General features: G+C 35.4%; 16 protein-coding genes. 5 read left to right on the top strand and 11 right to left on the bottom strand.

Annotation, left to right across the window (positions count from 1 at the left end; translation table 11 throughout):
- Positions 1 to 31: 31 nt before the first annotated feature.
- Together PFY10_17315 and PFY10_17310 are read right to left on the bottom strand one after the other, a co-directional pair.
- A complete protein-coding gene (locus PFY10_17315) occupies positions 32 to 982 on the bottom strand; it encodes a hypothetical protein (protein WBV55963.1) in 951 nt (316 codons plus the stop codon).
- A gap of 163 nt (positions 983 to 1145) precedes the next feature.
- Positions 1146 to 1580 (bottom strand): FKBP-type peptidyl-prolyl cis-trans isomerase, encoded by a 435-nt coding sequence (locus PFY10_17310; GenBank protein WBV55962.1) that lies wholly within the window; start codon positions 1578 to 1580, stop codon positions 1146 to 1148.
- A 131-nt stretch (positions 1581 to 1711) separates the two neighbouring features.
- Here PFY10_17310 and PFY10_17305 point away from each other — a divergent pair, with 131 nt between their 5' ends.
- On the top strand, positions 1712 to 2707 hold the full coding sequence (locus PFY10_17305; protein WBV55961.1) for a catalase: 996 nt from the start codon (positions 1712 to 1714) through the stop codon (positions 2705 to 2707).
- Positions 2708 to 2783: 76 nt separating this feature from the next.
- Here the strand turns inward: PFY10_17305 and PFY10_17300 are convergent, their stop codons facing one another.
- The 8 genes from PFY10_17300 to PFY10_17265 form a co-directional block, all read right to left on the bottom strand.
- Positions 2784 to 3749 (bottom strand): TerC/Alx family metal homeostasis membrane protein, encoded by a 966-nt coding sequence (locus PFY10_17300; protein WBV58959.1) that lies wholly within the window; start codon positions 3747 to 3749, stop codon positions 2784 to 2786.
- 266 nt (positions 3750 to 4015) lie between these two features.
- On the bottom strand, positions 4016 to 4627 hold the full coding sequence (locus PFY10_17295) for a TerD family protein (GenBank protein WBV55960.1): 612 nt from the start codon (positions 4625 to 4627) through the stop codon (positions 4016 to 4018).
- A 224-nt stretch (positions 4628 to 4851) separates the two neighbouring features.
- Positions 4852 to 5796, bottom strand: a complete 945-nt coding sequence (locus PFY10_17290) for a hypothetical protein (protein ID WBV55959.1) — start codon at positions 5794 to 5796, stop codon at positions 4852 to 4854.
- Positions 5797 to 5811: 15 nt separating this feature from the next.
- Positions 5812 to 6972 carry a toxic anion resistance protein gene (locus PFY10_17285; GenBank protein WBV55958.1) on the bottom strand — a complete coding sequence of 387 codons (1161 nt, stop codon included), beginning with the start codon at positions 6970 to 6972 and terminating at the stop codon, positions 5812 to 5814.
- A gap of 6 nt (positions 6973 to 6978) precedes the next feature.
- The gene (locus PFY10_17280; protein ID WBV55957.1) at positions 6979 to 7533 is read right to left on the bottom strand and encodes a TerD family protein; all 555 of its coding nucleotides are present in this window, start codon (positions 7531 to 7533) and stop codon (positions 6979 to 6981) included.
- A complete protein-coding gene (locus tag PFY10_17275) occupies positions 7523 to 8347 on the bottom strand; it encodes a hypothetical protein (protein WBV55956.1) in 825 nt (274 codons plus the stop codon). Before PFY10_17275 ends, PFY10_17280 begins: the two co-directional genes overlap by 11 nt.
- Before the next feature lie 5 nt (positions 8348 to 8352).
- Positions 8353 to 9027 (bottom strand): HAD family hydrolase, encoded by a 675-nt coding sequence (locus PFY10_17270; GenBank protein ID WBV55955.1) that lies wholly within the window; start codon positions 9025 to 9027, stop codon positions 8353 to 8355.
- Between the two features lie 214 nt (positions 9028 to 9241).
- Complete coding sequence (locus PFY10_17265; GenBank protein WBV55954.1) at positions 9242 to 10780, bottom strand: SulP family inorganic anion transporter; 1539 nt, start codon at positions 10778 to 10780, stop codon at positions 9242 to 9244.
- Between the two features lie 676 nt (positions 10781 to 11456).
- On the opposite strand from PFY10_17265, the gene PFY10_17260 reads away from it, so the two are divergent.
- The 4 genes from PFY10_17260 (at position 11457) to PFY10_17245 (ending at position 13801) form a co-directional block, all read left to right on the top strand.
- Entirely contained in the window at positions 11457 to 11885 is a 429-nt protein-coding gene (locus PFY10_17260) for a helix-turn-helix domain-containing protein (protein WBV55953.1), read from the top strand.
- 6 nt (positions 11886 to 11891) lie between these two features.
- A complete protein-coding gene (locus PFY10_17255) occupies positions 11892 to 12218 on the top strand; it encodes a helix-turn-helix domain-containing protein (GenBank protein WBV55952.1) in 327 nt (108 codons plus the stop codon).
- A gap of 154 nt (positions 12219 to 12372) precedes the next feature.
- On the top strand, positions 12373 to 13257 hold the full coding sequence (locus tag PFY10_17250; GenBank protein WBV55951.1) for a helix-turn-helix domain-containing protein: 885 nt from the start codon (positions 12373 to 12375) through the stop codon (positions 13255 to 13257).
- Between the two features lie 85 nt (positions 13258 to 13342).
- On the top strand, positions 13343 to 13801 hold the full coding sequence (locus tag PFY10_17245; protein WBV55950.1) for a VOC family protein: 459 nt from the start codon (positions 13343 to 13345) through the stop codon (positions 13799 to 13801).
- 75 nt (positions 13802 to 13876) lie between these two features.
- Here PFY10_17245 and PFY10_17240 read toward each other — a convergent pair whose 3' ends face one another.
- Entirely contained in the window at positions 13877 to 14719 is an 843-nt protein-coding gene (locus tag PFY10_17240) for an alpha/beta hydrolase (GenBank protein ID WBV55949.1), read from the bottom strand.
- Positions 14720 to 14759 lie beyond the last annotated feature (40 nt).

The following is a 14759-nucleotide window of genomic DNA, read 5'->3' as shown; positions in this document are numbered from 1 at the left end:
TGTAACAAAATTTATTACAGTTAAATTTTTCTTAAAGTACCAATTTATCCAAATCCAAAAGCAGATAGTTGATGTTCTGATTGATCGTCCTTGTTGCTGATTGCATCTGATTAAGCATTGCTGCACGGTTTTGCAGGTCATCAGCACGATAAAATCCTCCGTCACTAAAAATAACCGAACTGTCTGCAGCTTTCCTATCATCATCGAACTGATAATGAAGCCATCTCTGTTTCATACTCTGGATGATGGAACTTGATTCTTTATTGGAAAACTTCTTCTCGGTATACATGTACCAGATAAATGGTGGAAAATTAGGAGATTCAAGTCTTTCGTTCCATATATCCCTGAGAAGATTTCTTTGATGGATAAACTCTACCTTCTTCCCCTTCGGGTTCAGGGTAGCCAATCCGAATCCGGCTCCCAAAGCACCCCCACCAATATCTATTGCACTGCTCCATCCCTCATCTTTTACAATTCCTCCCGCAATGGATGCCGCAGCTCCTGCCACAATGGAATATAAAATAAGTTTATTATTCCTGGAAGCATTGAGATTATCTACATAACTTCCAATCTGAGCCACCCGCTCTCCTTCGCAATCAAATTCAGCCGCTACAGCATCCAGCTCTGTGAGTGCAATCGTAATTTTACTGTTAATTTTAGTTTTAAGTTGTAAAACTTTAACCTGAGCACTTAGTGAGGTATCTTTTTTAAGTTCCATAATCTGATGCACTTCGTCCAGATTATCCAGAGCATTCAGGATAAGGATACTCTGATCGGAAAACATTCCTTTAAGCTCCTTGTTCGCAGCCAGAATAGAGTCAGAATTATAGGAAGGAAGCTTTTTGCTGTAATTGTATTGGAACGGCGCTTTGCAGTAGCTATCTTTTAAAGTAAGAATATTCTGCTTTATGGCCTGATTTTTTTTGGAAACACATGAAGTTATTAAGCTAAAAATAGCAAAAAGGTAAAGCAGCTTTTTCATTCAATCTATTTTTGTGTAGTCAGCTGTTGAAGGAGATTGCATGCATTATTAAAAATAATCTATCACCTATTTAAACAACTTAAAATCTAAAATACGAATTTAAAGTAAATAAAAAAATTTACCCAGAAATCGGGTAAATTTTAAGCTTTATTTAATCAGTAAATTATTTAATTCCCAATAGTTCAACTTCAAAAATAAGGGTACTGTTCGGGCCAATTTCTTTGCTGATCTGTTCCTCACCATAAGCCAGGTTAGGAGGAAGGAATAATCTCCATTTACTTCCTACTGGCATTAGCTGAAGAGCTTCTGTCCATCCGGATATTACTCTGTTCAAAGGAAATGACGCCGGAGTTCCTCTTTTTACAGAGCTATCAAAAACCTCTCCTTTGATTGTGGTTCCGTGGTAGTGACATTTTACCGTATCTTTTGCTTTAGGCTGAGCTCCATTACCTTCTGTAATGATCTCATACTGCAATCCGCTTGGCAACGTTACAACACCATCCTTTTTGGCATTTTCTTCCATGAAGGCTTTTCCCTCATTAAGATTTTTTTCTGCCAGTTCTTTTTTGCGTTTAAATAACATATCTGCTACTCCCATTATTTAATTTTTTACAAAGATAAACTTTCTGAAAAACACTGAAAACCGAATGTTAAGCAGATAAAACACTAAAATAACATTATCTTAACATGCAATTCGAAACTTGGTGTTATAATTGGATTTAAAAATTAATGCCAAGCCCAATATTATATAATAAGAAATTCAATGAACTGACGGAGGAGGAAAAAGAACTTCTTACGATCAACAAAAAAAGTATTTCAGATTTTGTTGAACAGTCATCCATTATCAGCGATGTAGATTATGCGACGCGAAATGCTCATGCTACAACATATGCGGTTCTAAAGGGAGAGTTCAAAGTAAATACAAATCTACCCGATAATCTGCAACCCTTTTTTGATAAGGAAAAATATGATCTTATCATCAGGTTTTCCAATGCACATCTGAAAATTACAAAATCGAAAAAAGAAATACCAGCCTATGGTTTTTCAGTAAAAATAAAAGACGAAACCGGCGATGTTCTGGCCAATTATCCATTGGTTAATTTCCCTTTGTTCCCGGTTAACTCAGTAAGTACATTTTTGAAGCTTTTTACCTCAATAAACCAATTTTTTATAAAAAAATGGAACCATGTATTTCCTCTTGCTTACCAGATAATAAAAATAATCCCATCAGTATTCACCTTTTCATTTTTAAAGCATCTGTTCAGGTTGATCAGCCGGCGTAACAATTTCTTCCTTTCATTTGATTTTCACTCTATCGGAGCCTACCGATTAGGCGAATATATGATCAAAATACAGCTAAAACCTCAATCTCCGGAGAAGAATTTTGGAAAAAAAACAGGTACCCGTGAAGCTATTGAAAATTACTTTTCATCCAATGAGTATGTAGCGGATGTATTGGTTCAGCTGTGTTGTGATTTAAAGGATCAGCCCATTAATATTTTAAATCGTGAATGGAAGAATGCTCCCCTTATTAAAATAGGTGAAGTACTAATCAAAAAGGATGGTATACTGGAGCGATCGTGTGAACATGAACTCCTGTCTTTTAATCCTTTTGAAAGCAAGACTATTTTCCAGCCTGTTGGTAAAATCCAGAAACTCCGGGATGAAGCGTATAAGGTATCTGTACAGACCCGGCGTAAGATCAATAAACTGTTGCATGGATAGCCTTGAAAACAATTGACACGAAATAAAAAAACTAGGTTCAATAAAAAAGCCTTACTTTTCAGTAAGGCTTTATGATTTATTTTTCTTCAAGCTTTTCTTTTGCTTCGTCCTCTTTTTCAGGGAACATGATTGATAAAATAACTGAAATCACCAGTACTCCACCCACGACCCCTAATGAGATTGGTGATGAAATATGAATCCATGGTGCAATTAACATCTTAACTCCAATGAAAGATAGGATGATAGCTAATCCGTAAGGTAATTTACTGAACATATGAATAAAATTCGCTAATAGGAAATACAATGATCTAAGTCCTAGAATTGCAAAAATATTCGAAGTATAAAGAATGAACGGATCATCTGAAATCGCAAAAATAGCAGGAATTGAGTCTACAGCGAAAAGAACATCCGTAAATTCTATTACCCCTACAACAACCAAAAGTGGGGTCGCCATTCTGATCCCGTTTTTAACGGTAAAGAACTTATCTCCATCATAGTTATCGGCAACTTTCCAGAAGCTCTTGATAAGCTTGGCCCCGGCAGTATTACTGAAATCTTCATCCTCATCATCGCCTCCGTCACCCCAGGATTTAATACCAGCGTAAATAAGGAAAATACCAAAGAGTGCCATTACAATATTAATCTTAACAGCTTCACCAAAAATGTGCATTTCAGGTAAATAAGTTAAATTGATCAGTTCGACTCCGGCAAAAATAAATATCGCCCTGAAAATCAACGCGCCTATAATTCCCCAGAACAAAACTTTATGATGTAAATATTTCGGAACTTTAAAAAATCCGAAAACAAGGATAAATACAAACAGGTTATCCACTGAAAGGGCTTTTTCTATCCAGTAAGCAGCCTGGTACTGGGTAAACTTTTCTACAGCAAGATGATGCCCATCAGCCTGATTGAACACCCAATATACCACTCCTGAAAAGATCATGGACAATGAAATCCATACTACAGACCAGATCGTTGCTTCTTTAGATGAAACCTCGTGACTTTTTTTGTTGAAAACTCCCAAATCGAGAAGCAACATGATAACAACCGTTACCGCAAATCCCCACACCAATCCAGGATGCAGTTCTAAAATACTTTGATGTTTTTCCACTTTACTATGTGTTTATTATATACGATAAAAGCAATAGCTGTACAGAGTACAATTATTGCCATTTATTTCAATTCGCGTAAATATAACCAATTTCAGCATAACTAAGCCTGACAAAAGTCTTGTTTAATAAATTTACAATCAACAATAATCAGCTCACTACGCCTGTAAATCAGTCTATGTGCTATATTTTTTTCTTATAAATACTTTTGCTGTACGGTCTGGATTGTCTGCTCCAGTTTTCTGTCTGCGGTAGGATCTCCGATTGCGTTGAATTTCCATTCCCCGTTTCTTCTGTAAAAAACTCCCATTACCATCGCAACATGCCCGCTGAATGATTTGTCGTTAGCAATATCATATTTAGCGAAAACTTCTTTTACATTAGTCGGTGTTCCCTCATAAATACGAATGGACGCAAACGGAATGGTTCCGAAATCCTGACCTCTGTAGCTGTTCAAAACCAGAGCAACATGCTCAACACCGGGATCCAGCTGATTGAAATCCACCGTAATAACCTCATTATCCAAACCGTCATCTCCGTCTACATCTCCTGTAAGATCATCCCCACTGTGCTTCACAGATCCGTTTTTAGACTTTAGGTTTCCGAAGTAGATTACTTCCGTTGCATTTTTATTGGAATCATATAAAATACAGCTCGCATCTAAGTCTACTGCTTCTTTTTTACTTCCCCCGAAAAAGCTCTTTTTCTCAATCGCCCCCCAGTTAATTCCCACACAGGCTTGCGTAAGAGTAGTTCCGTTTTCTTTGGTAAGATTAATTCTTTGACCTTTCTGTAAGTTAATAGCCATTTTTTTATGTTTAATTATTTTTTTAGTGAATTGCGAAACCGCTGAATCGCAAAATTACTTTTATCCTACCTTTTTTGAAGGTAGTTTCTTTTTTAAGTTAATCCGTTAAACTGAATAATTGTGAAATTGCTTCCTTTTTATCTTATAGTAACTATTTTACAGTTTCTACAAATAATGCAATTTGGCCTTTTTACAATTCAGCAAATTTGCATTTTCCCTCCTTCCTAATTATTCAAATTCAAATTAAGCATTGCACGCAGAATATTTGTTTCTTCATTGACATCAAATATTTTGCTCATCATATCAACGTTTTCTAAGTTTCGAAGATAGTCCTTTAAAACAGACTCTACATCTTCAGGTAGTGTACGTTTTCTTTCACCGATTGATTCCTCCAGCTCCTGATTTTTCCTCTTTAGCTGGTTGATAATAACAATCTGGTTCGATTCATTTTCCGCAGTATTTAAGTACGCAAGCTCATCATCGATCAGGTATAATCTCTTCTCTTCAATGTTGAAGATAAAGTGTTCATCCGATTGAAAGATCCGAAATAACTCATATTCATTTCTGTCGATTCTGTAACCACACATAAAGCGTACTTTAAAGTTTTGTATATTAAGCTTACCTAATAATTTCCTTTCAATAAAATAATCATTGTACTGGTAAGAAGGAACCGGATGAGGCTTAAGTTTTGATTCATCTGCCTCCGTTCTGTAAAATTCCGTTGCATATTTTTTATGAAAATATAAAACATCATTCCAGTTCAGGGTGAATTTATCTTCTGTAAGATCTTTATACAAATTTTTCAAATGCGTAGAAAATATACCGCTGTACATTTTCCTGTCTATTTCAAAACTATCAACTTTCCCTTCTTCAAAAGCTGAAATATATTGATTATTAATATCAATTTCATTAATAACCGCCAGCAGATCGTTTTCCTTTTTCTTCTTTATCTTGGTCAACAATTCTATCAGGCTGTCCGTATACTGAAGGTGAAAAAGCTCAAGCTTCTGAAAATCCAGTGTCTTATTTTCATTGAATAGATTATGTATAATATCTGTTTTAATGTAAATGGATATTATATTAACATTTTCAAAGAAGTTGGCAAGAAGTTTAAGTTTCGTTAATCTTCTTTTACTCTGAGACAGTATGGTTACAGCTTCATCATTCACCGGTGTATCGTATTATTAACCTCTGATATTTGCTTTTAGTTCGCTTTCTAATGTTTGCAGGTCCTGATCCAGCTTTCTTCTGTTTTCTGTTCCTTGCTTTTGGATCTGCTTTACTTCATTCAGGGTATTGATCAACATGGCTGTTGTTTCTTTCAAGGTTTCAGCGGATACAATGGTCTGCTCGTTTGCCTTCGCAACGTTTCTTGAGTTTTGCCCCAGACGTTCTGCATTTTTCCTTAAAATTTCTTCTGTAGTGGAAGATACCTTTTGCTGAATTTCAATATTCTGTTGCTGTCTGTGCATGGCAACAGCTAAAGAAAGCTGATTCTTCCATACCGGCAATGTTGTGGTAAGGATAGTCTGTGCTTTTTCAGCTATGGAAACATTATTGTTCTGTACCAATCTGATTTGCGGAAGGGACTGCATCATGATCAGACGAACAACTTTGAGATCAGCCAATCTTCTGTCCAGCCTGTTAATGAAGTCTCTTTTATCTGCAATCTGATAATCAGCATAATTCTGGATATTCGCTTCCATTTCTGCAAGTTCTCTTCCCGCTCTCTCCATTCTTAGATTCCCTGCAATTACAAGATCTTCTATTTGTTTAATCGAGTTCACATTGCTGTCAAAGATCGTTTGCAATACTGCATTATCCTTTGTAGAAGTAATGATCCCTGCATTTACTTTATAAGAGATCTGATCAATATTATTGATAATCTTATCGTACTTCGCAAATAAGTTCTCAACCTGGGTAATTACTTTTTTCATGAATGGCAAACGGCTTAAAAAGCTTTTCGCTTTATTTCCGCCATTGATTTCATCTACATCCACGTAATTAAGCTCAACCAATAAATTATTGATCAGCTCTCCTACTTCACCAGAATTGGACCTCCTAACGTTATTCAGAAAGCTGTCACTCTGGTTTGCAAGCGTCTTCTGCAGTTCAGAACCAAAATTTACGATAGAACCGGGATTAGTTTCATCTATGGCATTCGCTGCATTTTCATATTTTTGCAGATCATCATTTTTGATCTGGCTTAAATTCACATTTCCATCGCGGTCTACCAGAACCCCAGGAGTTCCCTGGTTGGATTGAACAGGCTGTGCCGGCTCAAATGTTTTAAGAGGTTCAATTGACTGAAGTGGGTCGATAGGTTGATTGGGTTCGTTATCCATGATAAATTATTGATAAAGTGATACAAATTTTTCAAGCCCTTCTCTCTGTCCGCTTCCTACCGCTTCAAACTTCCACTCTCCGTTTCTGTTATAGATTCTTCCGAATTCTACCGCCGTTTCGATGGAGAAGTCCTCATCCAGTTCATATTTTAGAATTTCTTCGTTGGTATCGGTATTGAAAATTCTGATAAAAGAGTTTCTTACCTGTCCGAAATTTTGTTTTCTTGCTTCAGCTTCGTGAATGGTAACAACCACTGTTATTTCCTTTACAGCAGAATCGATTTTGGTAAGATCAATTTTAATTTGCTCATCGTCGCCATCTCCATCTCCTGTCAAATTATCTCCCGTATGGATTACTGCTTTATCCGGAGATTCCAGGTTGTTGTAAAAAATAAAGTGATTATCTGAAACCAATTTTTTATTTTCTCCCAATAAAAATAAAGAAGCATCTAAATCGAAAGAACCTCCCGTTGATGTATTATTGATGTCCCATCCTAAACCTACGGTAAATTTAGGTGCGTTTATATTTTCTCTTTGTCCTTTTTGTAAGTTAATAGCCATAATATAATTCTGTTTGTGTTAAAGCATTTATGTTATTTTCGTATTCTTCTATTAAATGATAGTTATTGCTGATTGCCAGTTCAAGCAAGCTATCGATCTGTTCCTTTTTTACTTTAGACGTAAGATACTCAAAATTACTTGAATCCAACCCTAAAATATATTTCACAATTCTCGTATTAAACTGAAAACCAGATCTCGCCATCACTTCAACAATGTGATCTACATTTTTTACTGCATAGTAATTGAAGTAGTTTTCAATTTTCGGGTCAATATTAAAATTCATTAACTCCGCATAATATAAGAATATGAAATCAGCTTGTACGTCATATTCATTCAATATTTTGTTTACAGTATGCTCATGGCTTCCTGTAATTTTGATATCATCTATAAAAATACAAAGTTTTCCTCTTAGAAAATCCTTGTCAATATAATACGTATCATTAGCAATCAGATTTTTCCGATCCTCGAAATTAAGATTTCCATAATCTGTTGTATAGGTATGATTACGGTTGATCTTTGATAAAATACTTGACTTCTTTCCTTTTTGAAAAAGATAGAAATCAAGGCACTTTTTAAAATAAAAGCATAAAAAGTTTGAAGCAGTGGGAATTGCCATATAAGGACTCGGTAAAATCACGATTTCTTTATCGGCATCGAAAAGCCCTTCATAATGTCTAATAAATCCTTCGAATAATTCTTTAGCAAACTTCTCGGCATAAGATTTATCTCCATATTTAAAATAACTGTATTCTGCCGGAGAAAAGCTAAACTCTTCCGCAGAATGAATATGATGTAAACTGTACCTCGTGTTCATAGTTATTATATTGAATGTTTAAGTAAATGTGCATTGAAACCAAAGCTTTTCGCTCCATTAAAATCGGCAACCGCATTATCACCGATATGCAAAATCTGACGAAGTTCCAGCTCCTGGTTTTTGATTTTACTTTTCACTTCCTGAAAAGCAATCGGATTGGGTTTTGAACAATTGATCTCATCTGAATAGATATGGAAATCGATATAATCGTCCAGATTCTCTTCTATTAAAAACTTTCTAAGCGTTTTCCCTTTTATAAAGCCGGTATTACTTAAAATATTGATGGTCTTCCCCTGGTTTTTGATCTCGTCGAAAAGCTGGTGTATATTGTCAAAAATAATAACCGGTTTGTACTCCAGGAACAATTCTTCGCTTTTTATATAAAATGCATTGAGATCATCCGTATTGATTTCTTTTATATCAACCTGTAAAGCGCTTAATATAAGAAGATAAATTTCAAATGTATCCACATTCCCTCCTGTTACTTCATTCATCGTATTACACAAATCATCATAATATTTTACTGTTTTTGTAACAGTTTCTATGGGTTGATTAATGGTAAAAAACGAGGTGAACAGCTCAACTCTTTTTGCTTTAAATTCAGGGTGAGATTTTATCAAAGTAAGCCACAAATCAAAAGAGAAATGATAGTGGTTGTGGATGTCAATATCTGTTTTCAAAATGGTACGTATTACAATTTACACAGAGCATTGCTAAAAATTACTCCATATAATTTCATTTTTTCGTCGTTAGTTTTTAGTTTGAATCTATTCAATTCCTCCCAAAGATAATTTTTTAAAATTAAAGTCTGTTTTTTTTATAACTTTTTAAGATTTATGATTAATAATTAAGAAAAAAAACGACAACTCATCATGGCACGTACCTACCATCTGTCTATTTCTCGGGCATTACCTTATAAGTGGGATCATCTTCTATGCTAACATCAATTACCGCTTCCGCTGTTTTTAAAATTTTCCTGCAGTCTTCGCTTAAATGGCGTAGGTGTAAGGTTTTATTGAGCTCATGATACCGTCTGGACAGCTTATCCAAAGCATCAATTGCACTCATATCAACAATTCTGCTTTCTTTAAAATCCACAACAACTTTATCCGGATCGGCTGCCGGATCAAATTTCTCTGCAAATGCGGTTACAGATCCGAAAAATAAAGGGCCGGATATTTCATAATGTTTTACTCCGTCCTCATCAACGTACTTTCTTGCTCTGATCCTTTTTGCATTATCCCAGGCAAATACCAACGACGCAATGATGACTCCTACAAGAACAGCTAAGGCCAGATTATGCAAAACTATTGTTATCATCGCGACGATCACCCCAACAAATATGTCAGACTTTGGCATCTTATTGACAATCCTTATCGAAACCCACTGAAAGGTACTGATGGCTACCATCATCATTACTCCTACCAAAGCAGCCATTGGAATTTTTTCAATAAATGGTGCTCCTACCAGAATAATAATCAAAATCGTTATTGATGCAATGATTCCTGAAAGCCTGGCTCGAGATCCTGCATTGAGATTAACTAACGTCTGAGCTACCATGGCACAACCGCCCATTCCGGCAAAAAAACCATTGGTAATATTAGCAAGTCCCTGAGCCACAGATTCACGGTTAGCATTTCCTTTGGAATTGGTGATCTCATCAACCATCGAAAGAGTTAAAAGAGATTCTATAAGGCCTACACCAGCCATGATTAATGCGTAAGGAAATATAATTTTCAGGGTTTCCAATGAAAATGGTACGGCAGGAATATGAAATGCAGGAAAACTTCCGCTGATGTGTGCAATATCCGCGACAGTCTTTGTATGGATATTTAATCCCAGGACAAGTCCAAAAACAATAATAATGGCAACCAATGAGGCAGGAACCACTTTGGTCAGTTTAGGAAAAAAATAAACAATGGCTATTGTAAAAGCCGTAAGTCCGGCCATAATATATAAAGAACTTCCCTGAAGCCAATGAACGGCTCCGTTGCCATCTACAAATTTAAACTGTTCTACCTGAGCCATAAAAATAATGACCGCTAAACCATTCAAAAACCCATACATAACGGGCTGAGGAATGAGGCGAACAAATTTCCCCAGTTTAAAAATACCAACCAATATCTGGAAAACTCCTGCTAAAGCAACGGTTGCGAACAGATATTCTACTCCATGCGATTTAGCCAAAGCAATCAATACCACGACTGTAGCACCTGCTCCTCCGGACACCATTCCCGGCCTCCCTCCAAAAACAGCCGTGATCAATCCCATTAAAAAAGCGGCATACAAGCCCGTAAGCGGAGAAAGTCCCGCAAGAATCGCAAATGAAAGAGACTCCGGGATCATGGTCATTGCGACAGTAAATCCCGCAAGTAATTCATTTTTATAATTAATTTTTTTAGGAAAATCGAAGATATTAGTGAATGCATCCATAGTTAATCACAAAGGTAAATACTTGAAATATTATACACAATAAACGAATTCTCAAAATAGCATAAACGAATAAGCATTATTTCAAATAATTCACACATAAATTTATATTATTAAAAATATAAAAATTTAAAACCTTAATTTTTCCGTTAATGTCATTTTTTAACATTATTTATTACTTATATTTTTTGCATCAATTTTAAATTTTTCTATATTTGAAAATCAAGAAGTTGATTTTTTATTATATAACTTTAAATTAAAATAAGATTTTTCTTATTTAACTTTTATAAAAAAAATTAATCTACGAGTAAACAATATAAAGAAAAAATTGAATGAAAGGGCTTTAGATAATATATTATTGCTACTGCAGTCATAAAATCTGATATCTATAGTATTTTATTAGACGAGACAAAAGATAAATAATCGCTAAAAGCATCGATGGAGGTTAGAAGGATACTCAAGTCATTCTTTACATACTAAAAAATTCAGCAAATAATAGCCATGCTATTCCAGAAGTTTTGCTTTTTACCATCTTCGCTGCTCACAAGGGCAATTGATTACCTATTTTGTAACATATTCTATTATTTCTATACGTATCACATATTCAGAATACAGTTGATATACTATTTTATCTAATCTATCTAAGCAAACACTAATTATAAAATATTATCTAATAAAAATGTTATACAAAGAAATACATATCGGGCAATTCGTGAAAGAGCGGGTTGACGATAAAGGAATTACAATGGAAAGAATTTGTAATTTCTTAAACAAGGATGAAGAATTTGTTGAAAAGATGTACAACAGCAAATCGATAGATACAGAAGTTCTGCTACGATGCAGCAAATTACTGGAGTACGATTTTTTCAGATTATATAGTTCTCACCTTATTTTATACGCTCCACCGGCAGCTGTAAACAAGAATACGGAGAAATCAGACAAAATCCCTTATTTCAGAAAAAACATTTACACACAGGAAATAAAAGAATTCATCATTAAAAGAATTCAATCAGGAGAGATGACTCTGAATGAGGTCATTAAAGAATATTCTATTCCTAAAAGTACCCTTCACCGTTGGCTGCAAAAAATAAACACACCCATTAAATAAGATATAATGCGACCAAATTACAGCAAGATTTACCACGATATGCTCAGACTGGAGCATCCGGATAAATTAGAAGAACCCAAAATTAAAGAATTACTGAAAAGACTTAACACTTCTGATGATGTTTTAAAATTCAATGAAAGAATTTTTGAACAATCAAAAGAAAGCTCAAAAAACAATCAAAAACTAAAGACCTACGACAAAAAAACAATGCTTAAACTGCTGCAATATCAAAAAAAGCATGGCTTTTCGACAAGTTATATGTCTAAAAAGTACAAGATAAGCAGAACTACCATTGCAAAATGGAAAAAGAACTTTGAAGAAGAAATCAGTTAAAAAAAATAATAAAAAGCCGGCGAATGATTATTTGCCGGCTTTTTATTTAAGCTAGATAGGTCTGTACATTCGAATCATAATGCCTATCATAGCTTTTCTATAAAGAAATAAAATATTGATTTTTTTAATCAACAGATTGATAACTTTGTTCATCATGAAAGAAGAGCACGAGCTGAATATTGTATCATTTGTCGGTCGTTATTTCAATTACATCCTTCCCGAAAAGGAAATGGACATTGTATGCCTGTCCGTCAGTGGCAAAGAGATAATACCTCTTGAGGGTAACCGCATTCATTTTTATATGATTATTATAGGAGTGAAGGGTAAAACCAGAATCAAAGCAGGCTCGCATCAATTTTTAATCATGCCCAATAGTGTTTCTGTGATTCCGGCAGAATCATGGGTAGCATTAGAAAAGCCCCAGAAAACATTTGATGCAAAATTCATCTTTTTTGAACCTTCATTTTTAAAAAAAGGCTGGGCTTATAACCATGTGCTGAATGATCTCATGTTCATTAATCCCAACTATCCTCCGACATTTCCTCTGAAAGGAAAACAACAAAAAGATTTCCTGTACAAATTCAATAAAATTTCACAGGAAATAGACACAGAAGCTCCCTTCGGAATGGAAATGATACGACTTTATCTTGTACAGATTTTATTTGAATACAATAGGATTTGCGAAATCTGCCTGCTGAATTCCGATACTTCGATCAACCGGAAATTTCAGATTATGCACCGCTTCCGGCAGCTTGTTGACATGCAATTCAAAGAAAATAAAACCGTGGCATCTTATGCGGACCAAATGAACATAACCCCTAAATACCTCAGCGAGTGTGTAGCTGAACATTTAGGATATCCGGCTTTAAAAGTTATTCAAAACAGAATCTTGCGGGAAGCTGAAGTACTTCTGAAATATACTGATAAAAGTATTAAAGAGATCAGTAATGAGCTGCAATTTGACTCACCAACGCATTTTTCCCGCTTCATACAACATCAGAAAGGCAAAACTCCCACAGAACTTAGACAGCAACCGTAAAATTGGTCACTTAAGCCGAAATCCGGCTCTCCTATTTTCCTGTCTTTATGTATAGCTTTGTATCATCACATTAAACAAAAAAATCATGATCAAAGGATTATATGAAACCCATATCCAAGTGAGTAACCTGGAGAATGCCATTCAATTTTACACCCAAGTATTAGGCCTCACACTGGCTCATCGTGACGAAACGAGACCTATTGCATTTTTATGGATTGGTAAAGGAAAGGACTTTATGCTGGGTTTATGGGAGCAAAAAGAAAATTTACAACCACGGCATTTTGCTTTTTCAAGTGATAAGGAAGACATCCTGAACTATTCTGTTGACTATTTACAAAACAGAAATCTGAAACCTTATAATTTCTTAAAAGACGGGATAGACAAGCCTATGGTTTTTGCATGGATGCCGGCTTTAGCTATTTATTTTAATGATCCCGACGGAAATCAACTGGAATTCATCTCTGTTTTAGAAGGTGAAGGCAGACCTGAATGGGGTGTAATTTCTTATGAAGAGTGGGTCAGTAAAAATAACGAGGGGAAATAAATTCATCCGCTCAAAATCTTTTGAATTAAAAATTCTGGCCCGTTTGCGGACCAGAATTTTCAAATTGGCATACCATCAATTCTGAAGAAAATTAACAATTTCTTCAGACGTGTCCACGAGTACATGTCCCTTATTTTCATCAATAATTGTTTTCAAGTCCGGCAATATACCTCCAAGACGTTTTGAAATCTGTTCTGTAGACCGGATTACATCTCTTCTTCCTCCAATGAACAAAACCGGCATGGTAAGGTTCTCCAACTCCTCATCCTGAAAGATATACTCCTTATCCATCCTTGCATTGACATGATCCTGCATTAGATCCATAAACTCTATAACCTTTGGATCAACGGACTGTTCTCCCAATATAATTTCGTTGATTTTTTTCCTGCCCGCTTTTCCAAACAGCGAGTAGAATATCGCCTTAAATATAAAACTCCCTGCAGTTCTTACAATACCGGCTGGTGAAAGCAAAACCATTTTGTATACCCTTTCAGGAAAACACCCTGCAAAACGCACTGCCAGCCATCCTCCCTGGGACAACCCTACAATATGTGCTTTTTTTATCTGCATTGCATCAAACACCTCTTGTAACCACAGGGCATAATCCATGGTTTCATAGGAAAGCCGCGTCTCCGCACTTTTCCCGGGTTCACCGATAATATCAACGGCTATTACTTTATACTTTTGAGCATAAACATGGAAATCTGAGATCCATGACGTCGAATTGGATGACGCGCCATGTAAAAGCACAAGAATGTCTTCATTTTCCTCACCGGCTTCTACCATATATGTATCTCCAAAACTTGTTTTACATACTCTTTGCTTAATTCCCACACCACAACCCAGCAGCGCAGCATCATACATTGTCAAGATCTTTTGTCTTCCCTGATCATTCTTAAAAACGGTATTTTTTCTCATTACCTATAATTTTTAAAATTTCCTTTTACTTATTCAGATG

Source organism: Chryseobacterium daecheongense (assembly GCA_027920525.1).
GTDB classification, from domain to species: domain Bacteria; phylum Bacteroidota; class Bacteroidia; order Flavobacteriales; family Weeksellaceae; genus Chryseobacterium; species Chryseobacterium proteolyticum.
The sequence above is the reverse complement of the archived record's forward strand: the minus strand, read 5'-3'. Positions and strand labels throughout refer to the sequence as shown.

Bases quoted from the DNA above. Each gene is read 5' to 3' on its own strand.
- PFY10_17315 (WBV55963.1), bottom strand. From the start codon at position 982: ATGAAAAAGCTGCTTTACCTTTTTGCTATTTTTAGCTTAATAACTTCA.
- PFY10_17310 (WBV55962.1), bottom strand. From the start codon at position 1,580: ATGGGAGTAGCAGATATGTTATTTAAACGCAAAAAAGAACTGGCAGAA.
- PFY10_17305 (WBV55961.1), top strand. From the start codon at position 1,712: ATGCCAAGCCCAATATTATATAATAAGAAATTCAATGAACTGACGGAG.
- PFY10_17300 (WBV58959.1), bottom strand. From the start codon at position 3,749: ATGTTGCTTCTCGATTTGGGAGTTTTCAACAAAAAAAGTCACGAGGTT.
- PFY10_17295 (WBV55960.1), bottom strand. From the start codon at position 4,627: ATGGCTATTAACTTACAGAAAGGTCAAAGAATTAATCTTACCAAAGAA.
- PFY10_17285 (WBV55958.1), bottom strand. From the start codon at position 6,972: ATGGATAACGAACCCAATCAACCTATCGACCCACTTCAGTCAATTGAA.
- PFY10_17280 (WBV55957.1), bottom strand. From the start codon at position 7,533: ATGGCTATTAACTTACAAAAAGGACAAAGAGAAAATATAAACGCACCT.
- PFY10_17275 (WBV55956.1), bottom strand. From the start codon at position 8,347: ATGAACACGAGGTACAGTTTACATCATATTCATTCTGCGGAAGAGTTT.
- PFY10_17265 (WBV55954.1), bottom strand. From the start codon at position 10,780: ATGGATGCATTCACTAATATCTTCGATTTTCCTAAAAAAATTAATTAT.
- PFY10_17260 (WBV55953.1), top strand. From the start codon at position 11,457: ATGTTATACAAAGAAATACATATCGGGCAATTCGTGAAAGAGCGGGTT.
- PFY10_17255 (WBV55952.1), top strand. From the start codon at position 11,892: ATGCGACCAAATTACAGCAAGATTTACCACGATATGCTCAGACTGGAG.
- PFY10_17250 (WBV55951.1), top strand. From the start codon at position 12,373: ATGAAAGAAGAGCACGAGCTGAATATTGTATCATTTGTCGGTCGTTAT.
- PFY10_17245 (WBV55950.1), top strand. From the start codon at position 13,343: ATGATCAAAGGATTATATGAAACCCATATCCAAGTGAGTAACCTGGAG.
- PFY10_17240 (WBV55949.1), bottom strand. From the start codon at position 14,719: ATGAGAAAAAATACCGTTTTTAAGAATGATCAGGGAAGACAAAAGATC.